Genomic DNA, 19,914 nt, shown 5'->3' with positions numbered 1-19,914 from the left:
TTGTTGCCAGACTTTTGACCCATCCAGGCGTCATTCAAGAAAGACAAACACTATTCATGCCAGCTATCAGACTTTGGCGTCGAACAACACATGGCTTGCGTTGGCGAGGCTGTCTGCGAGCTTGAGTGCTTCTGCGGAGGGGATCTGGCGTACCACCTCGCCCGTCTCGCTTGCGATCACCTTGACGATGACCTTGCCAGAGTGCTCGTCGATCGAGAACTCCAGGTTACGCTTGATCGATTGAACGAACTTCTCGATCTCTTGCACGGCCAGTTTCAACTTGGCGTCATCCGTTTGCTGACTTTTCCTGTCAGCGACCGGTGCGTCGGCCGGTACAGCCTTTGGCGTCTCCGACGGCTTATCAGCAACAGGCGTCGCTGGCTTGGGAGCCGGATAAGACACGTTAAGCTTTACGCTCATGTCCATGCTCATCACCTCCTAACGTAAAAAAGCGAGAGAGCGCGACCAGCGCACCCTCCCGCCCAAACTCATTCCGAAATTACTGAAGCAGCTTCAGTACAGCGGAAGGCAGTTGGTTGGCTTGAGCCAGAACAGAGGTCGAAGCCTGTTGCAGGGTTTGCTGCTTGGTCAGGTTAGCAGTCTCTGCGGCGAAGTCGGTATCTTGTACGCGACCTTGTGCAGCAGTGGTGTTCTCGGTGATGTTCTGCAAGTTCTGGATGGTGCTGGTCAGACGGTTTTGCGAAGCACCCAGGCTGGCACGAGTTGCACCGATTGCAGCGATAGCGGCGTCGATTGCAGTGATCGCGTTGTCGATGTTCTGCGAAGCAGAACCAGCGCCAGTACCGGTGGTACCAGTCAGAACTACAGTACCGCTACCTACGGACAGGCTGACGGCGTCGAACTTGGAGCTCAGTACCAGGTCGATGTGGTTAGCCGAACCGGTGTTTGCGCCAACTTGCAGGGTCACAGTACCAGCCGAACCGTCCAGCAGGTTTTTGCCGTTCAGGTTGGTAGCAGCCGAGATACGGGTGATTTCGTCAGACATCTGAGCGAATTCAGCGTTGGTTGCGGTCTGGTCAGCAGTGCCGTTGGTGCCGTTACGTGCTTTAACAGCCAGTTCACGCATACGCTGCAGGATGTCGGTCGAAGCTTGCAGAGCGCCTTCAGCGGTCTGAGCAACGGAGATACCGTCGTTGGCGTTCTGGATGGCTTGGGTGTTACCACGGATCTGCGAAGACATACGGTTCGAGATCTGCAGGCCAGCAGCGTCGTCTTTTGCGCTGTTGATTTTCAGGCCGGAAGACAGGCGCTGCATCGAAGTCGACAGAGCGTCGGAAGCGCGGTTCAGGTTCTTTTGAACGTTCAGCGACGTGGTGTTGGTGTTTACTGTTAAAGCCATGACGAATTCCTCGTTGGTTGGGTACTGCGGCTTCCGGCCCTGGCAACCGCCTGGAATGGCCTAGAGAACCTTCGTAATAGTTATCGTCGGGTTGGCAAGTTGCTTGAGGGCTTTTTGAAAAAAATTTGCCATCACCCTGCCACCCCCGAGAAAACAAGGGCTTAGCGCCCTCCCACCTGCGAAAAAATGACGTCATAAAACCGACCCGCACGCAAAGCCGCGGGCCAGCGCGGTCGGTCAGTTTGCCGATCGTACTTTTTGCAACACTTCGATCAACTCGTACTCCATCCAGTCAGCCAACCCCAGCCAGTCCTGACGCTCCTGACAATCGAGCATGTGCGTGAGCACAAAGGACCAGTCCTGCTGAATCGGCGCAGGCGCAGAGATCAGCAACTGCTGCGCACCCTCGAACACCTCGACCATATCCAGCGCCGCCTCGACATCACGCCCCAGACGAAACAGTCCGGCGCACTGACGGCACTCGTCGACGCACTGGTCAATCGTCGTCATTGCACAAACTCCTGATTGAACTGCGTCCCGGCGATCAGTGCGCCCGCGCGACTGCTGTTGAAAAACTGCACCTGCGGATGCGCGGCGATATAACGCTCCAGCACACACAGATAGCCGCGAAAGTTCAGTTGGGTGCTGACCCGCTGGCCATGGCCGTCCTGCACCCAATGCCGCGCCTGATCGACCCCCGGCCCCAGATCACCGTCATTCCAGCCCGCATGGGTCTTGTTCATCGGGAAGGCGAAGTCGGCGCCGAACAGGGTAATGCGCGCGGCCCCCATCTTCACCGCCAGGTCCACCGCCGGATGAATCACGCTGCCACCGACATGCAGTTGCCCGCGCGGATATTGCTCGCGCAACGCGGCGTACACCGGGCTGGCCGAGTAACCGCCGTAGCGTTTACCCTGCCAGGCGGTCAACACTGCAGGATCGCTCATGGGCAGATACACCAGCGGAATGCCTGCGGAGTCCTCGAACGGCAAATGCCGAAAGCTGATGCGCTGATCGATGGTGACCACCAGATCCGGGACGATGCCGTGTTCGCGTAGTGGCCGGTAAGCGGTATCGACGCACATCAACAATGGACGTTCAGCCTGCGCATGCACCGCCGCCAGACGCTGGAAATGCCCTTCCAGCGTCGGCCCGGTGCCAATCACATAGATTTCCCGGCCACTGGCCGTGCCGAACAACTGCGCCACATCATCATCGCCCAGCAACACCGGCAAACAGTCCTGCAGACGCTGCTGAATGAACGGCAAGTTTGGATCGAACTCGCGATTGTTGAAGCTCAGGTGCACTTCGCTGACCAGCCGATCGCGGATTTTCGCGTTGAAATCATCAGCCAGCAGCATCTCGGCCGGCAGGGCGAAAAACGGTGTGCAGATGTCTGACAGATCACCGGCATAGAACAGCTGCACACGCGGATCTTCCAGCCACGGGCGCTGATCGAGCAGTTGCAGCACCAGCGCAAACACCGCGCCATTGAGGATATGCACGTACAACCGCTCAAGGCCAGCGCGCTCCAGCAGCACCGTTGGCAAATCGCCGAGGCCAGTGCCGTAGACATGCAACTGCGATTTTTCCGCCAGGCTGGCCGCCTGGATGCGGGCTTCATGGATGCGGTCGTGGCGACTGGTCAGTTGAATGCCATTGACACTGAGCGTCGAGCCCAAGCCCTGCACCAGTTCGGCTTGAACGACTGAGGTGTCTTCCGCCATCAGCCGCTCGAACAACGCCGGCCAGCGTCGCTGGATGACCTGGGCGTTGGGTTGGAAAAACTCGCTCATGCCGCCTAGCGCTCCATTCAGGCAAAAAAATAGCGCTCAAGGGTAACCTTGAACGCTATTTTTGTATCCGCCGTTTTTGACCGACTCAAGGACGATAGATGATCGCCGAGCCCCACGACAGACCGACACCGAAACCGCTCAGGGCAATGCGCTGCCAGTCGGAATCGAGTACGTGTTTTTCCAGCAGCAACGGAATGCTCGACGACACGGTATTGCCGGTCTCGACCATGTCCTTGATGAACTTCTCCGGCTCGCCTTCGAAACGCCGCGCCACCGCATCGACAATCGCCGCGCTGCCCTGGTGAATGCAGAAGGCGTCGATGTCGTCAGCCTTGAGGCCAGAGTCGTCGAGCAATTCGTGCAAGTGCGCCGGGACTTTGAGCAGCGCGAAGTTGAACACCTGACGCCCGTTCATGAAGAACACGCCATCGGTGACTTTCAGGTGCGGTGCGCCCGAACCGTCGGTGCCGAATTTGGCCTTGCCCAGCGCCCAGGCCGGGTCTTCACCCATCCAGGTCGCCGTGGCGGCATCGCCGAAGAGCATGGTGGTGTTGCGATCTTCCGGGTCGACGATTTTCGAATACGGGTCAGCGGTGATCAGCAGGCCATTCTTCAGGCCGGCGGCTTCCATGAAGCCCTTGATCGCGTAGATGCCGTAGACGTAACCGGAGCAGCCCAGGGAAATATCGAACGCCGCGACATTAGTCGGCAGACCGAGCTTGTCCTGGACGATGGCAGCGGTGTGCGGCAGACCTTCTTCGTCACCGTTCTGGGTGACGACGATCAGTGCGTCGATCGATTCACGCTTAAGTTCAGGGTTGCTGGCAAACAGCGCATTGGCCGCTTCCACGCACAAATCGGAGGTTTCCTGTTCAGCATCTTTGCGCGGCAGGAAGGCCGAACCGATTTTGCCAAGGATGAATTCTTCATCCTTCTCGAATTTTGCACCTTGTGCGTAATTGTCCACGCCGGCTACAGGAACGTAGCTCGCAATGCTTTTTATGCCAATCATTACGGCTTCCCAATAAAAAACAGCCCAAAACCACCGCTCGCAAGGATTCGAGGGGCGCCGACAAACAGAAAACGGCCGCCACAAAGGGCAGCCACGGGGAGCGCAAAGGGCTATCACTGGAACCGATTACACGGCCAGGCGCCATCTCCCCGGTCAATACAATACAGTGAAGATGCGCGTTATGACTCGCAGGTCACGCTATTTTGCCGAATCGGTTGCAGATCGGGTTATTCGACCAACGACCAGTCCAGCGGCGTGCCACGTTTGATCGCCTGACGAGCGCGGCGACCGAGGACGGCATCGGTGTGCTTGGGCGGCAGACCGAGACCTGGGCGAATGGCGCGCAGATTGTCCCCGGAAAAGGCTTCACCGGCCGCCATGTCGGCAGTGACGTACAGCGAGCGGCGATAGACCAGCGACTTGCGCTCGGCCTCGGTGACGCCGTAATGCACTTGGCCCATGGCCTGCCAGGCGCGTTCGGTTTCCACCACCAGGCTGGCCAGTTCCGCCGGCTCCAGCGAGAAACTGGCGTCGACCCCGCCCGCCGAACGGTCGAGGGTGAAGTGTTTCTCCACCACCGTCGCCCCGAGCGCCACAGCGGCCACAGACACGCCAACGCCCATGGAGTGATCGGAAAGACCTACCTCGCAACCGAACAGCTCACGCAGATGCGGGATCGTGCGCACATTGCTGTTGAGCGGGGTCGCGGGGTAAGTGCTGGTGCATTTGAGCAGCACCAGATCCTTGCACCCTGCCTCGCGGGCGGCGCGCACGGTTTCGTCGAGCTCGGCGATGCTGGCCATGCCGGTGGAGATGATCAGCGGTTTGCCGGTCGCGGCCACACGGCGGATCAACGGCAGGTCGGTGTTTTCGAAACTGGCGATCTTGTACGCCGGCACATCGAGGCTTTCGAGAAAGTCCACCGCCGTGTCATCGAACGGCGTCGAGAACGCGAGCATGCCCAGCTCTTTGGCCCGGGCGAAAATCGGTGCGTGCCACTCCCACGGCGTGTGGGCCTTCTCGTACAGGTCGTAGAGCGAAGTACCGGCCCACAGGCTGTTCGGGTCCTTGATGAAAAACTCGCCCTCGGCCAGATCCAGGGTCATGGTCTGCGCGGTGTAGGTCTGCAGCTTCAAGGCATGCGCGCCAGCCTTGGCGGCGGCCTCGACAATCTGCAGAGCCATCTCCAGCGACTGGTTATGGTTGCCGCTCATCTCGGCAATGATGAACGGCGGCGCATCGGCACCGATCAGACGCTCGCCAATCTTGAAACTACTCATCGCGGTGATCCTTCAAAACCTTGGTGAACGCGCAGGCACTCTGGGTGAATCCGGCGTCACGAAACACATTCAAAGAGGGGCGATTGCCCGGCAGCACCTGAGCGGTGATGGCGGTCATCTGCGGCCAGTGCTCGCGGACGAACGCCTCGCCTCGCGCCAGCAGCGCCCTGCCCCAACCCAGACCGAAACGCCCGTGCAGCAGATACAGCGACACTTCAGCCTCGAATCCACGCAAGTCATAACGCAAGACGCCGACCGCGCCGTCATCGGCCTCGGCAATCAACAGCAGACGTTGCGGGTTGCACAGGCTCGCATTGAGCCAGTTCAGGTGCTGCGGCCATTCGACTGCGCCAGTGTCCAGTGACCAACGGCGTACAGCCTCGGCATTGCGCCCGTCGAACAGCAATTGCGCGTCATCCAGAGTCGCCAGGCGCAGCTTGAGCACCGCACCGGCCAGCGCCGCCGCCACGCGCAACGCACCGCGCCCATCGACCAGTTGCCGTGAACGCTCGGCCAGACTCTGGCGCAGATAGACATTGTCGACGACAAAACCGATGGCGTCGCGCAGTTGTTCGACGCTGACCTGCTCGCGGGCGCCCATGAACACATGCGCCCCCGCCGCTGCCATGACTTCGCCGTTGGCTTTCTGGTTGTTCGATACCGCGATGCAGATCGTCGGCAGGCCGAGGGCTGCACGCTCCCAACTGGTGCCGCCACCCGCGCCGATAAACAGATCGGCCGCGGTCATGCGCTGCTGGAAATCGCTGACGAAACTGTGCAGGCGCCAATGCGGCCGTGTTGCGGCCAGTGTCTGCATTTGCGCCCACGCAGGATTGTCTGCACCGGCGACGAAATCCACTTCCAGCTCTGCGAAATCCTGCAGCGCCAACATCGCGTGATGGGTCTGCATCGCCGCATCGAAACCACCGAAATTCACCAGCACCCGGCGCGCCTTGGGCTTGATCGCAATGGCCGGACAGACGAACTCCTCGCGCAGCATGGCGTAGCGCGGACCGAGCAAGGTGCGGCAGTCTTCGGGCAGCAGCGGCGCGTAGTTCTCGGTGAGGCCAGACAAGTTCTGATTGAGCAGCAGATCGACGCTGTAATGCCGGGTGGCGAGATCGTCCACCGCCGCGATCCGAGGCGCCCAGCGACGGGCCGCGGTTTGCCAGTGATGATCGAGGCCGTAGTGGTCGGCGATGATCCAGTCGAACCCTTCACGCCCTTCCAGCAGCGAAGCCAGCGCATCGATATCAGCCTGCCACGGCAGCATCGATTCGATGGCTTGCTGCGGGTCTTCTTCGGGGTAGAAGTCCGGCAAGGCGAAGGTCTCGAAACCTTCGGCAGCCAAGGCATCGAGCCGATGCCCGGGCAACCGCCGACAGGCAAACGCGACATGACTGCCCTGTTTGCGCAGCACTCGCGCCAGCGTCAGACAACGGGCAATGTGGCCACTGCCGATGGTCGGCGAAGCGTCAGCGCGGATCAGCACTCTCATTGCAGTTCTCCGCCGGCCTTGAGCGCGGCGTAGAGGTATTCGGCGCGTTTCCAGTCTTGCGGCGTATCGATGTCCTGCACCAGATGCCGCGGCAGAAGCACCGGTAGGCTGGCGCTTGAATACAACACTTCACCGCGCAACCACGCTTCGCTACGGCCCCAGTAGAACTGGCCGGCGTCCTGAAAAGCTTCAGGCAGATCTTGCGAGCGGGTGTTGCGGAACTCCGGGTACAACGCCGTCAATGCGCCCTGCCCGTCCAGCGTCAACGCCCGCTGCACGGGGAAACCAAAGTTGCACACGGAGAAAGCAAACGACTTCTGCGGATGCTGTTGCAGCAGCTCGAATCCCTCACTCAGAAAGCGCGCCTGCAACAACGGCGCCGTGGCGTACACGCAGCAGGCGTAATCGAAGGCTGGCAGTTGCTGCAAGGCATGCACGATCACCGCAGCGGTGCCGGTGAAATCATCCGCCAGTTCAACCGGGCGCAGGAACGGCACTTGCGCACCGTGGGCCAGCGCCAACTCAGCAATTTCCGCGTCATCGGTACTGACCACGACCTGTTCGAACAGGCCACTGTCGAGCGCCGTTCGGATCGAGCGGACAATCATCGGCACACCGTCGAACGGCAACAGATTCTTGCGCGGGATGCGCTTGCTGCCGCCACGGGCCGGGATGATTGCGACGCTGTTCAAGGACGTTTTTCCAGCAGAAACCAGGTGATATCGTCCACCGCGAATTGCCGGTCACGGTGATAACCAAAGCCGTAATCGAGCAATTGCAGATCGGCATAACGATCAAGCATTTCCCCGGCGAAATCGCGCTTGAACAGCTTGCCGCTGTTGCCGCGATAGGACACTTCCACCGGTGCCGGATTGTAGTATTCGGCGATCAGGATGTAGCGCTGGCTCAGCTCATACAGCTGCGCATAGGCAGTCGGCAGCAGCTCCGGCGCCAGATGGATCAGCACGCCTTTGCTCAGAGTCAGGTCGTAACTGCGCTCGCGCGGAAAGTCGAACAGCGAGCCGTGCCAGATCTGCGCGATGCCCAGTGCCCGCGCCTGAGCACAGGCGCTTTCATTGATCTCAACGCCGAACAACTCACTTTGCGGCAGCAGTTGATGCAACGCCTGCAGGTTGTTGCCGGCATTGGTGCCCAGCTCAACCACACTGTCAATGCGCCCGGCGCGGCTCAGGGCCTTGGCGAACAACGCCAGATTGGCCGCCACCAGGGGCTGACCGACATTGCGATCGACGTACTGGTTGCCGAAATCGCCCTGCCAGAATTTTTCCTGCTCACTCAGATCACGCATTGCACAGTCTCATTCGCCGCCGCAGCGGGGTTTATTCGGTCAGCCGGCGCAATTGCTCAACCACATGATCCTGCTGCTCGTCACTGAGCAGCGGATACAGCGGCAGGCTGATCGCCTCGGCGTAATAACGCTCGGCTTCGGGGAAGTCACCTTCGGCAAAACCCAGGTCGCGATAGTACGGCTGCAAATGCACCGGAATATAGTGCAGGTTCACGCCGATACCGGCGGCACGCAAGCCTTCGAACACCTGACGGTGGGTCAGGCCGATGCGCTCGGTCTGCAGGCGCACCACGTACAGGTGCCACGCCGATTCTGCCTCCGGCTGCGCGCTGGGCAAGGTCAGCGGCAGATAGGCCAACAAACGGTCGTAACGCGCCGCCAGTTCGCGGCGACGGGCGATAAACCCGTCCAGTTTGGCCAGTTGCGACAGACCCAGCGCCGCCTGCAACTCGGTGATCCGGTAATTGAAGCCCAGCTCGATCTGCTGGTAATACCACGGGCCGTGGCTGGGTTCGTTCATGTGCTGCGGATCGCGGGTCATGCCATGGCTGCGCAGGCGTTGCAGACGCTCGGCCAGTTGCGGGCGATTGGTCAGGACCATGCCGCCTTCGGCACTGGTGATGATCTTCACCGGGTGAAAACTGAACACGGTCATCGCCGCAAACTCCCCGCAACCCACCGGACGCCCGGCGTAGCTGGCGCCCACGGCGTGCGAGGCGTCTTCGATCACCGTGAAGTTGTAGCGCTCGGCCAGTTCGGCAATCTTGCGCAGGTCGCAGCTCTGCCCGGAGAACGCCACCGCCACCAACACTTTCGGCAGCGTGCCGTCCTGCTCGGCGTGATCGAGCTTCGCGGCGAGGGCGAAGGCATCGAGATTCCAGGTCAGCGGATCGATGTCGACGAAATCCACCTCGGCGCCGCAATAGCGCCCGCAGTTGGCCGAGGCCAGAAAAGTGTTCGGCGTGGTCCACAAGCGATCGCCCGGGCCAAGGCCGGCCGCGAGGCAGGCAATGTGCAGCGCCGCCGTGGCGTTGCACACCGCCACGGCGAAGTCGGCCTGGCATCGCTCGGCCACCGCCTGCTCGAAACGCTCGATAGTCGGCCCTTGAGTCAGCCAGTCCGATTGCAGCACCTCGACCACTGCATCGATGTCCGCCTGATCAACGCTCTGCCGACCGTAGGGAATCATGCCGACAACTTCGCGTGCAGCTCGGCGATCTGCCCGACCGAGAGGTAGTGCGGATTGGTATCGGAGCGGTATTCGAAATCTTCACTCACCGGCCGCCCATGTTCGCCGAGCTTGTCGATGGAGAAATCGACATCGACGCTGGTGAAGCGGATCGACGGCTGAATGGTGTAGTGGTCTGCGAACTCCAGGGTCATCCGCGCATCGTCCAGCGGCACCATCAGTTCATGCAGTTTTTCCCCGGGACGAATACCGACGTTCTTGTGCGGCAGATGCTCGGCCATGCCCCGCGCCAGATCGACGATGCGAATCGACGGGATCTTCGGCACGAACACTTCGCCGCCGTGCATCCGCGCAAAGCTGTCGAGAACAAACTGCACGCCATGATCCAGAGTGATCCAGAAACGGGTCATGCGCTCGTCGGTGATCGGCAACTCCTGCGCACCGTCGGCAATCAGCTTGCTGAAAAACGGTACGACCGAGCCACGGGATCCGGCCACGTTGCCGTAGCGCACCACGGCAAAACGGGTCTGCTGCTCGCCGGCAATGTTGTTGGCGGCAACGAACAACTTGTCCGAGAGCAGCTTGGTTGCGCCATACAGGTTGATCGGGCTGGCAGCCTTGTCGGTGGACAGCGCGACGACTTTCTTCACGCCGTTGTCGATGGCCGCGGCGATGATGTTCTCCGCGCCATTGACGTTGGTGCGAATACATTCGGTCGGGTTGTACTCCGCCGCCGGCACCTGCTTGAGCGCCGCCGCGTGCACCACGTAGTCGATGCCGCGCATGGCCTGCCGCAGACGATCGGCGTCGCGTACGTCACCGAGAAAGTAGCGCATGCACGGCGCGTTGAACGTCTGCTGCATTTCGTACTGCTTGAGCTCATCGCGGGAGAACACCACCACGCGCTTGGGCTGGTATTGCTCAAGCAGACGGGCGATGAATTTGCGCCCGAACGAGCCGGTGCCGCCAGAGATGAAGATCGATTTACCGTTGAACATGTGCTGATTCCTGTTCCTTGTCCGACGGACTCAAGCGAGTAACTGCGACCAGTCCAGCGACGCACTGTCGTTCAGACCATACCCTTTGCCGCTCAGGCTCAGGTTGGCGTTGTACGCCTGATCCTGAGCGAACGCGGCGGCCCATTTTTCCTGTAGCGCTGCCAGTGCCTGGGGTGCCTGGGCAATCGCGCCCTGATGCAGGACCTGCACCGACGGCGTCCATACCGTGAGGTAACCGGCCTGAGCGGCTTTCAGACACAGATCGACATCGTTGAAAGCGTCGCCGAATGTGCTGTCGTCCAGACCACCCAATGCTTCAAACAGTTCTTTGCGCACCATCAGGCACACGCTCGATACCGCCGAGCAGTTCTGCTCCACCGACAACCGGTACAGATAGCCGTCGGCATCATGTTTCTCACCGACGAACGCCGAACCCACCCCGCCATGCATACCAAGGATCAGCCCGGCCTGGCTGACTTTGCCGTCGCGATCGACCAGCTTCGGCCCAACCACGCCGATTTCCGGACGCAGGGCATGGTTGAGCAGCGAGTCCAGCCAGTTCGGGTTGACCACTTCCGCGTCGGCCGCAAGCAATACCAGGTATTCGCCCTGCGCCTGGCGGCTGGCGGCGTTGAGCAATGCCGGTACGCTCAGTGATTGATCGGCACGCAGCACCTGGACTTTCGGATGCTGGTACGTACCCAGCCAGTCATTGACCTGGGCCGATTGCGTGGCCGTGGTGGCGATCAGGATCTCGTAATGGTGATAACGGGTGCGCAGTTGCACCCCTTCGAGACAGCGTTGCAGGGCGGGCAGGTCATCGCCGGCCGGAATCACGATCGATACCAGAGGACGATCACTGTGGTGGTAATCGATCTGATAAATGCCCGGCACCGCCGAGGTGACCTTGGCCTTGTAGCCGCGATTGCCCAGGTGGCGCAACAGCGCCAGACGCTCATGCGCGTTTTCTTCCAGCGACGCGGCTTCGGTGATCAGCAGCGGCTCGTCGAGGTGGGCCAGGCTGTTCAAACCGTGCTCTTCGATGATGCGCAGCAGCACGTCAAATTCCAGCGCCTTGTTGAAATCGGCGCGGTAGCCGCCTACCTCGATCAAAGCGTCACGCCGCACCAGCCAGTGTCGCGCCATCAGGCCCGGCAGGCTCAAGAGCAGGTCGAGGTTGAAGCCGGGACGGAACACATCCATCAGCGCGCCCTTCTCCCCGCGCTGAATCTCGTCGGTGGAAACAGCACGGCAATCGCCTGCGGACATCAACTCCAGGCTGGCGCGCAACAAACCACTGGCGGTGAACTCGTCGCCCGCCTCGGCCAGCAGCACCCAGTCGCACGGCGACTGACGGGCACTCTGATTGAGTTTATCGACCAGGTTGGCCGGCGTAACCCGGACAAAGTGCAAAGTGTTCTGCGCCGTGGTGGCCGCCGGCGCTTCGCCGGTGGTGAACACGACAATTCTGAACGCCTTGCATTGGCCTTCGAGCAGGCTGTCGAGGCTGACCTGCAACTTGTCGATGTCATCGTCCAGATCCAGCAGGAAGATGCCGAATTGCGGGCCACCGCCGTTGACCGACAGGTGCTCGGCAATCGATGCCAACTGAGCACCATCGGCCTGACGCGAATCCAGCCACTTGAGCAGTCGGCCGGACTGCGTCTGGTCGAACACCTGATGATGGTCTTCCACCGTCAACGCTTCGAGACGAGCATTCCAGTCGCGCATTGTCTGCGCCTCTTTGTCCTCGCCGGCCAGCTCCAGCTGTTGCGCCAGACGCTTGACCACGGTGCGGTTGAACGCATTGAGGTCGTGCGCCTGCCACAAGCGATCCAGAACACTTTCCGGGGTATCGTTGTTGCGCGCCTGCAGCAAGTGCGCCTGACGGGTCCACACACCCTCCAGGTCGCGCAGTTGAATGCGCCCGGCGGGCATGGCGTGCAGCATGAATTCGAACTGTTCCAGACGATCGAAAAATGGCTGGTTGTAAAACGGCATCTCGACGTATTGCAAAGGCCCGAACCGCCGATCAGGCCTCTTGAGCGACTGATTCCAGGTGGACTGAATAATCAGCTCCGCCGTCAGTGCCCGGCCGCTTTGCAGGCTGTCGACCATCGCCTCGAAGCTCTGCAGGGCAAACGCCTTGCCCTGTTGCGCATCAAGATCCTTGATACCGGTCGGCAGCGACGCGAGGAATTCAGCGAACGCTTCTCGCTCGGCGACCGATTTGGCGTCGACGTAAGTCAACGAGTGATACACCTCGGTGCTGTGCTCGGAATTGCCGTAGTTGATCTCGCGCACCACATAGGGCATCGGCAGAATCCGCGCCTTGGCACTCGCCAGCAGGAAGTACACGTGGCCGATTTCCTGCCACTGGAAATTGGTCCCCGCCGGCAATGCCGAGTGCCAGGTTTTCATCAGGTCAGTACGGGTCACCGCATAAAACGGCGGGATGTACTGACTCATGTAGTCGATAACCCGATCCTGAGCCCGCTCGGACGCATAATCTTCCTGGACTTTCTTGTCGCGACGGTAATAGCTCACACCACCGGACAGCGTCAGGTACATCAGGCAATAGCCATGGCACATGCCATAGTCCGGATTCGCCTGCAGGAAACCGACGGAGTCGGCCAGCGAATCGTGCAGGATGAAATCGTCGTCAGCCGCCAGCACCATGTACGGCGTGGTCAGTCGCTCTACACCGTACGCCAGTTTGGCCTGCATGCCCCAGTAGGCGAACTGCGGCACATGGTGATAATCGACGGCGGAAAAATCCCCTTCAGGCCGCTCGACCGTCGAGTCGAGCACCATGATCCGGCAGGGCAAGCTGCTGTAATACTTCACCGCCCGACGCAGGAACGCCGGCCGATTGTGAGTAATCAGCACCACGGTCAACAGCTCGTTGAGCGGTAGCGCCAGTTCAGAACTGTACTTGCCTTGCATAACTTCTCTCCACAACCGGCGACTCGCCGAGATAACGCTTTGGTGATGTTGCGAATTAACGAACGCGACGCAGATAGCCGTCCGGCGCCACGGTGATCAGCAGCTTGTTCTGCAACTGCTGGTCGATCTCGAAGTCCTGGTTCTCTTCCAGGTACTTCCACACCGCGGTTTTCGGATTGTCGCCCGGGCCCCATGGACGATCCGGGAAGAAATCGGCCGGCATGTCTTCGACCACGGTGTCCATCACCACGCAGTAGCTGTCGACCGAGACCAGCAGCGCATACAGGCGCAGCTCTTCGAGTACGTGGTCGTGGGTGTGGTTGGAGTCGAGCACCAGGATGACCTTCTTGCCTTTGGCCGCAGCCTGCACCTGAGCGGCGATGGCCGGGTCGATGCTCGAACCTTCGATCATCTTGATGCGCTTGGCCATCGGGTGGCTTTCGATCGCTTCACGGTTGTGCGGGCGGATGTCGAGGTCGATGCCCAGCACTTCGCCGTGACCTTGCAGCTCCAGCAGGGAGGCGTAGTAGATGATCGAACCGCCGTGGGCGATGCCGCACTCGATGACCAGATCCGGCTTGACCTGCCAGATGATCTCCTGCATCGCCATCATGTCCTGCGGCAGCTGGATGATCGGGCGGCCCATCCACGAGAAGTGGTAGCTGTACTTGTGTTTGGCCGATTCGTTGAAGAAATCACGGGCCAGGCCAGTCAGTTTCTGGTCGTCGCCCTGCTGGGCGATCTGCTCGCGGCACTCGGCTTCGAAAGCTTGGTTGATGCTGTTATCGGTCATGTTCAAAGTCTCAATGGTCACTGGAACGAAGCGCTATCGACGGCGTGATAGACGTAGCGTCCACCGGTCATCCGCTTGATTTCTTCGAGGTAATTGGAATTCATCACAAACAGGTGGGCGCCTTCGGGCAGCGCATCCATCGCCTCTTGCGGCGAGGACACTCGCGCGCCGCTCAGCGGCAGATAACGCCCCTGTTTGGCCGGGTTGATATCCACCACACGATCCACCGCGACACCCGCGCGTTGCAGGAACAGCGAATAGATCACGCCTTTGGACGATGCGCCCCAGATCGCCGAACCCTGCTCGGGTGCGGACTGAATGATCTGCACCGCGCGCTCAAGGCTGGCGGTGAAACCGTCCGGTAGCGTCAGGCGTGGCACCGGTTGCTGCGGGGTCAGGCGCAACGTCGACAGATCGGCGACGATGTACAGGTACTGGCCACCGAACAGATGACCGGCCTCGTGCACGGTGCCGAACATCCGGCGCAGGTCATCGAGGCGGAAATAATTGACGTGCTCGTAGAACAGGTCGAACCAGGCCTTGTGTTCGAGGATCCAGTCGAAGCAAGGCACCTCGATGTAGATCTGCCCGCCCTGATTGGCTTCGGCGATCACCGCCAGAAAGCTCACCGGGTCTTCGATGTGTTCCAGCACATGGCGCAGGACGATGGCGTCAGCTGCCAGGCCAAGACCACGGGTGAACGGCGCCTTGATCACGTCGGCGTTTTCGCCTTCGTAGGCCGGATCGATCCCGGTGATCGAATAACCGAGGCCCTTGAGCAACTCAAGGAAGTAACCCTTGCCGCAGCCGACTTCGATCAGCTCCTGGCCCTTGAAGTGTTTGGCGATGATGCCTTCGACGTCGCTCAGGTGCTTCTGGAACTGGCCCGAATGGGCCTGCTCGTTCTGATAGTCGGCGTCATAGCTGAGCTTGTCGGCATCGAACGCGGCGTTGAAGATCAGGCCGCTGCGCTCATCCTGCACCAGCAGCATGTCGGCGCTGGCCGAAGCCTTGGCCGACTCCGGGTCGGCAAAGGTGCGGTTCTGCAACACCGGCAGGTCGGTGACCCGATACAACTCGTGCCTCATTGCGGCTCTCCCAGTAGCTGTTGCAAACGCTCGGTCACGGCCCAGAACGCCATCGGTTCATGGGTCGGATAAGGGTAATGGCCGAGATTCAGATTCAGTGCCGCACCGCGCTCGCGCAGCCGTTGTTCAACCAGTGCGCGCACCGATACCGGTTGGCCACTGGCGCAATTGATCACGCCGTTGAAATCGCGCTGATGGACGATCGTGGCGAGGTAATCGGCGGCGCTGGCGATCGGCAAAAAATCGCGCAGCTGCTCGCCGCCAGACATGTTGAACGACGCCTCGCCGGCATCGATCGCCCGGTCCAGCGCTGCCAGCAGACTGTTGGGGTTCTGCCCTTCGCCATGCAGATAGAACAGACGCGCCCACTGCAAGGTGAACGGTTTTTCCTGCTGCAGATTTTGCAAGAACAGGTGCAGCGTGTGTTTGGCCAGACCGTAAGGGTTGCTCGGCTGCGGCTCGACACTTTCGCCGAGCGGGCCGCTTTGCATGCCGTACTCGAAGCAGGTGCCGGTCACCAATACTTGCGCCACACCCGCCTCGACCGCGCCTTTGATAAAGCGGTAGTCGGCCATCAGGTTGTGCTCGAAATGAAACAGCGCCCGATAGTTCGGCAACCCCGGCCAGGCCAGGTGCGCCAGCACGTCGATACCGTCGGTGAGCGCCGCAATGTCCAGATCCGACGCGTGAATATCCGCCGCAACGAATTCGACGTCATTGATCCATGGCATGCTCGCAGCCGTATCTGTTTTGCGCGCCACCGCGCGCACGGCGCAGCCACGCGCCAGCAACGCCGCGACCAGATGCCGGCCGACGAAGCCCGTGGCCCCGGTGACCAGAACGCTCACAGGATTTTCATCTCAGGCACGGCGATCACGAAGCGCCCGTCCCACTGACGCACTTGCGCCAGTTGCTGACTGACTTCGTGCAGCAGGTTCCACGGCAGCACTAGCACGTAGTCCGGTTTTTCGATGTCGATCTGCGCCGGCGCGACAATCGGGATCCGACTGCCCGGCAAAAACTTGCCCTGCTTGTGCGGGTTGGCATCGGCCACCCACGCCAGCAGATCCGGTTTGACCCCGGCGTAGTTGAGCAAGGTGTTGCCCTTGGCCGCCGCGCCGTAACCGACCACCCGCTTGCCGTCGGCCTTGGCCTGCAACAGAAAGCGCAGCAGTTCATGCTTGATGTGTTCGGCAGCCGGCGCGAGGGTCGCGTAGTACTCCGGCGTTTTCACCCCGGCATCCAGTTCGGCCTGCAGTTGATGCTGCACCGCCGGCTGCACCGCACGACGCTCACCGTCCTGGCGCTGCACGAACACCCGCAGCGAACCGCCGTGAGTGCTCAACTGACTGACGTCGAACACTTCCAGACCATTGCGCTCGCACAAGGTCTGCACGGCGGTCAGCGACAGGTAGGAATAGTGCTCGTGGTACAGCGTGTCGAACTGCGCGCCAGCCATCAGCGTCAGCAGTTGCGGAAATTCGAAAGTGGCGACGCCGGTCGGCTTGAGCAGCGTGGCGAAACCACCGAGGAAATCATTGATGTCCGGCACATGCGCGAGCACGTTGTTGGCGGCCATCAGGTCGGCGCCCCAGCCTTCGCTGTGCAGCTGCGCAGCGCTGTCGCGACCGAAGAACACTTCACGAATCTGCAGACCCTTTTCCCGCGCCGCTTGCGCGGTGCTGCGGGTCGGCTCGACACCCAGACACGGAATGCCGCGAGCGGCGACGTACTGCAGCAGATAGCCGTCATTGGCGGCAATTTCGACCACACGGCTGTCGGCATTCAGACCAAAGCGCTCGACCATCTCGGCGACATAACGCTCGGCGTGGGCCAGCCAGGTGCTGGAGAACGAACTGAAATAGGCGTACTCGGCATCGAACAGGCTGTCGGCGCGGGTGTAATCCTCGGTCTGCACCAGCCAGCATTGCTGGCACACCGCAACCTTGAGCGGCACCCATTGCTCGGCCTGTTCCAGGCGCTCGGCGTGCACGTAGGCGTTGGACGGTGGCGAGGTGCCGAGGTCGATCAGCGGCAGGCTCAGCGGTGCGGCGCACCCACGGCAGTTCATAGACGCACTCCGGCAAAGTGTTGATCGAGCGCAGGATGGCTGGAATCACGCGCTGACAAATTATTGACAGGCAACGGCCAGGCAATCGCCAGCCGTGGATCGTTCACCGACAAGCCGCCCTCATGCTCCGGCGCGTAATCGGCGCTGTGCAGGTAAAGCAGTTCGGCGTCTTCCTTCAGAGTCTGGAAGCCGTGAGCAAACCCGGCCGGAATCAACAGGCTGCGACCATCGCCAGCCTTGAGGTGCTCGGCGTGCCAGTGCAGAAAGGTCTCGGAATCCGGACGCAGATCCACCGCCACGTCCCACACTTCACCGCGCAGGCAGGTGATCAGCTTGGCTTCCGGCGCATTGGCATTCTGGTAATGCAGACCGCGCACGCTGCCCTTTTTACGGGTGCAGGAATGGTTGATCTGGCGGATGTGAAATTCGCTGCCGAACGCACTCAGGCTGCCTTCGCAGAACAGCCGGGCGAAATGCCCGCGCTGATCTTCGAAGCGTCTGTGCTGGACGCTGAACAGCCCGGCCAGCGGCAACGGTTTCAAGGAAAACTCGCTCACAGCGCGCCTCGGTACAGGTTCAGTTGGCCGAGAGTGACGTTGCGCATGTCATCGCCGTTCTGCCACGCCAGATGCCAGTCGAGGGTCTGGGTCAGGCATTGCTGCAAGGTCCAGCGTGGCTGCCAGCCGAGTACCTGACGGGCGCGACTGCTGTCCAGACGCAACAGACCGGCCTCGTGCAATTCGCTTTTCTCAATGCGCAAACCACGTGCCTGTGGCCAGCGACTGGCGAGCAGTTCGACCACTTCGCCGACGCTGCACATGTCCGCCTCGCCCGGGCCGAAGTTCCACGCCCCGGCGTATTCCGGGCCTTGTTCGTAGAGGCCGGCAGCCAGTTGCAGGTAACCGGCCAGCGGTTCCAGCGCGTGCTGCCACGGGCGCACGGCTTGCGGGTAACGCAGGGTCACCGGCTCGTCGGCAGTCCAGGCTTTGAGCACGTCGGGAATCAGCCGCTCAGGGGCGAAGTCACCGCCACCCAAGACGTTGCCGGCGCGCGCGGTGGCCAAGGCCAGACCGTGTTCAGCGTACTTGTCGGCCGGGAAAAACGACGCGGCGTAAGACTGCGCCAACAGTTCACAGCAAGCCTTGCTGCTGCTGTAGGGATCGTGGCCGCCGAGGGCTTCGTCTTCGCGGTACGGCCACAGCCATTCCTTGTTGGCGTAAACCTTGTCGGTCGTCACCAGCACGCAGGCGCGCACGCAACCGACCTGACGGATCGCTTCGAGCAGGTTCAGCGTGCCCATGACGTTGCTGGAGTAAGTGCCCAGCGGGTCGCGATAGCCTTCACGCACCAGTGGCTGCGCGGCCAGGTGCAGAACGATCTCCGGCTCGGTGTCGGCAATGATCTCCAGCAACGCGCCGAGATCGCGCAGATCGCCACGTTGATCGTTGATCCCTTCGTGAACCCGCGCCAGTTCATACAGGCTCGGTTCAGTCGAAGGATCCAGCGAAAAACCGCTGACTTGCGCGCCGAGGCTTTGCAGCCACAGGGTCAGCCAGCTGCCTTTGAAACCGGTGTGACCGGTGACCAGTACGCGTTTGCCGCGCCAGAAATCCGCACTCAGGCCCATTGCTTCCATGGGGCCTCCCCGCTCTGCCATAACGCTTCGAGGTGGTTCTTGTCGCGCAGGGTATCCATCGGATGCCAGAAGCCTTCGTGCTCGAAGGCGTTCAGCTGTTCATCCTCTGCCAGACGCGCCAGCGGCTCGGCCTCCCAGGTGGTTTCATCGCCAGCGATGTAGGACAGGACTTTGGGCGACAGCACGAAAAAGCCACCGTTGATCCAGCCACCGTCGCCACGCGGTTTTTCGGTGAAACCGAGCACCTGATCGCCCTGGCGCTCAAGGGCACCGTAACGTCCCGGCGGCTGCACCGCGGTGACGGTGGCCAGGCGACCGTGGGCTTTGTGGTAATCGACGAGTTGAGCAATGTTGATGTCGGAAACGCCGTCGCCGTAGGTGAAGCAGAACGCCTCTTCATCTTTGAGGTAACGGCCGGCACGCAGCAGACGGCCACCGGTCATGGTTTCCTCGCCGGTGTCGATCAGGGTGACGCTCCACGGCTCGCTGTAGTTCTGGTGCACGTCCATGCGGTTGTTGCGCATGTCGAACGTGACGTCGGAGGTGTGCAGGAAGTAGTTGGCGAAGAAGTCTTTGATCGCATAGCCCTTGTAGCCCAGGCAAATCACGAAGTCGTGGATTCCGTGAGCGGAATACTGCTTCATGATGTGCCAGAGAATTGGCTTGCCGCCGATCTCGATCATGGGTTTGGGCTTGAGGTGCGACTCTTCACTGATGCGCGTGCCGAGGCCACCCGCCAAAATAACTGCCTTCATCGTCTCCCCTCTCGTTCGTCACCGGGCTGCGCATGGCTTGGTTGAGCGATGCGGGCCGTCTGGCTAACCCTTTTGCCGCCTGCGGCGCCGCTGCGATGACCGCGAGCGCTCGTTTTATGGCGATTTGAGGGGGACTTGCAGGAAACGCGCCAGCTCCGCGAGCGCTGCGTCGGCGGGAATTCA

The 19,914-nt window shown here is 61.0% G+C and carries 19 protein-coding genes; all 19 read right to left on the bottom strand.

Going from position 1 to position 19,914, the window contains the following annotated elements:
• Nucleotides 1–66: 66 nt before the first annotated feature.
• Nucleotides 67–426 (bottom strand): flagellar protein FlaG, encoded by a 360-nt coding sequence (locus HDC30_RS07035; RefSeq protein ID WP_150367992.1) that lies wholly within the window; start codon nucleotides 424–426, stop codon nucleotides 67–69.
• A 73-nt stretch (nucleotides 427–499) separates the two neighbouring features.
• Nucleotides 500–1,360, bottom strand: coding sequence for a flagellin domain-containing protein (locus HDC30_RS07030; protein ID WP_007958307.1), 861 nt, complete (start codon nucleotides 1,358–1,360; stop codon nucleotides 500–502).
• 237 nt (nucleotides 1,361–1,597) lie between these two features.
• Entirely contained in the window at nucleotides 1,598–1,870 is a 273-nt protein-coding gene (locus tag HDC30_RS07025; RefSeq protein WP_183781874.1) for a hypothetical protein, read from the bottom strand.
• Nucleotides 1,867–3,156 carry a motility associated factor glycosyltransferase family protein gene (locus HDC30_RS07020; protein ID WP_183781871.1) on the bottom strand — a complete coding sequence of 430 codons (1,290 nt, stop codon included), beginning with the start codon at nucleotides 3,154–3,156 and terminating at the stop codon, nucleotides 1,867–1,869. The genes HDC30_RS07025 and HDC30_RS07020 overlap by 4 nt, the downstream gene beginning before the upstream one ends.
• An 85-nt stretch (nucleotides 3,157–3,241) precedes the next feature.
• Nucleotides 3,242–4,168: a ketoacyl-ACP synthase III gene (locus HDC30_RS07015; protein WP_027614228.1), complete on the bottom strand. Its 927-nt coding sequence runs from the start codon at nucleotides 4,166–4,168 to the stop codon at nucleotides 3,242–3,244.
• A gap of 227 nt (nucleotides 4,169–4,395) precedes the next feature.
• Entirely contained in the window at nucleotides 4,396–5,448 is a 1,053-nt protein-coding gene (gene pseI / locus HDC30_RS07010; RefSeq protein WP_183781868.1) for a pseudaminic acid synthase, read from the bottom strand.
• Nucleotides 5,441–6,946 (bottom strand): UDP-2,4-diacetamido-2,4,6-trideoxy-beta-L-altropyranose hydrolase, encoded by a 1,506-nt coding sequence (gene pseG / locus HDC30_RS07005; protein WP_183781865.1) that lies wholly within the window; start codon nucleotides 6,944–6,946, stop codon nucleotides 5,441–5,443. Before pseG ends, pseI begins: the two co-directional genes overlap by 8 nt.
• Entirely contained in the window at nucleotides 6,943–7,638 is a 696-nt protein-coding gene (gene pseF, locus HDC30_RS07000) for a pseudaminic acid cytidylyltransferase (RefSeq protein WP_183781862.1), read from the bottom strand. Before pseF ends, pseG begins: the two co-directional genes overlap by 4 nt.
• Nucleotides 7,635–8,255 carry a pseudaminic acid biosynthesis-associated methylase gene (locus HDC30_RS06995; RefSeq protein WP_183781859.1) on the bottom strand — a complete coding sequence of 207 codons (621 nt, stop codon included), beginning with the start codon at nucleotides 8,253–8,255 and terminating at the stop codon, nucleotides 7,635–7,637. Before HDC30_RS06995 ends, pseF begins: the two co-directional genes overlap by 4 nt.
• Nucleotides 8,256–8,286: 31 nt before the next feature.
• Nucleotides 8,287–9,444 (bottom strand): UDP-4-amino-4,6-dideoxy-N-acetyl-beta-L-altrosamine transaminase, encoded by a 1,158-nt coding sequence (gene pseC, locus HDC30_RS06990; RefSeq protein WP_183781856.1) that lies wholly within the window; start codon nucleotides 9,442–9,444, stop codon nucleotides 8,287–8,289.
• Nucleotides 9,441–10,442 (bottom strand): UDP-N-acetylglucosamine 4,6-dehydratase (inverting), encoded by a 1,002-nt coding sequence (pseB, locus tag HDC30_RS06985; protein WP_047292505.1) that lies wholly within the window; start codon nucleotides 10,440–10,442, stop codon nucleotides 9,441–9,443. Before pseB ends, pseC begins: the two co-directional genes overlap by 4 nt.
• Before the next feature lie 30 nt (nucleotides 10,443–10,472).
• Nucleotides 10,473–13,388 (bottom strand): TIGR00180 family glycosyltransferase, encoded by a 2,916-nt coding sequence (locus HDC30_RS06980; protein WP_183781852.1) that lies wholly within the window; start codon nucleotides 13,386–13,388, stop codon nucleotides 10,473–10,475.
• 55 nt (nucleotides 13,389–13,443) lie between these two features.
• Nucleotides 13,444–14,181, bottom strand: a complete 738-nt coding sequence (locus HDC30_RS06975) for a cephalosporin hydroxylase family protein (RefSeq protein ID WP_183781849.1) — start codon at nucleotides 14,179–14,181, stop codon at nucleotides 13,444–13,446.
• A gap of 17 nt (nucleotides 14,182–14,198) precedes the next feature.
• Entirely contained in the window at nucleotides 14,199–15,269 is a 1,071-nt protein-coding gene (locus HDC30_RS06970) for a class I SAM-dependent methyltransferase (RefSeq protein WP_134785732.1), read from the bottom strand.
• A complete protein-coding gene (locus tag HDC30_RS06965; protein WP_183781846.1) occupies nucleotides 15,266–16,117 on the bottom strand; it encodes an NAD(P)-dependent oxidoreductase in 852 nt (283 codons plus the stop codon). Before HDC30_RS06965 ends, HDC30_RS06970 begins: the two co-directional genes overlap by 4 nt.
• Entirely contained in the window at nucleotides 16,114–17,340 is a 1,227-nt protein-coding gene (locus HDC30_RS06960) for a class I SAM-dependent methyltransferase (protein ID WP_150367982.1), read from the bottom strand. The genes HDC30_RS06965 and HDC30_RS06960 overlap by 4 nt, the downstream gene beginning before the upstream one ends.
• Nucleotides 17,337–17,897 carry a dTDP-4-dehydrorhamnose 3,5-epimerase family protein gene (locus HDC30_RS06955; RefSeq protein WP_183781843.1) on the bottom strand — a complete coding sequence of 187 codons (561 nt, stop codon included), beginning with the start codon at nucleotides 17,895–17,897 and terminating at the stop codon, nucleotides 17,337–17,339. The genes HDC30_RS06960 and HDC30_RS06955 overlap by 4 nt, the downstream gene beginning before the upstream one ends.
• The gene (gene rfbG, locus HDC30_RS06950) at nucleotides 17,894–18,976 is read right to left on the bottom strand and encodes a CDP-glucose 4,6-dehydratase (protein ID WP_003222822.1); all 1,083 of its coding nucleotides are present in this window, start codon (nucleotides 18,974–18,976) and stop codon (nucleotides 17,894–17,896) included. The genes HDC30_RS06955 and rfbG overlap by 4 nt, the downstream gene beginning before the upstream one ends.
• Nucleotides 18,958–19,731, bottom strand: a complete 774-nt coding sequence (gene rfbF / locus HDC30_RS06945) for a glucose-1-phosphate cytidylyltransferase (RefSeq protein WP_095139348.1) — start codon at nucleotides 19,729–19,731, stop codon at nucleotides 18,958–18,960. Before rfbF ends, rfbG begins: the two co-directional genes overlap by 19 nt.
• Nucleotides 19,732–19,914: the final 183 nt, after the last annotated feature.

It is taken from the genome of Pseudomonas sp. JAI115, from assembly GCF_014200835.1.
GTDB classification, from domain to species: domain Bacteria; phylum Pseudomonadota; class Gammaproteobacteria; order Pseudomonadales; family Pseudomonadaceae; genus Aquipseudomonas; species Aquipseudomonas putida_A.
The sequence above is the reverse complement of the archived record's forward strand: the minus strand, read 5'-3'. Positions and strand labels throughout refer to the sequence as shown.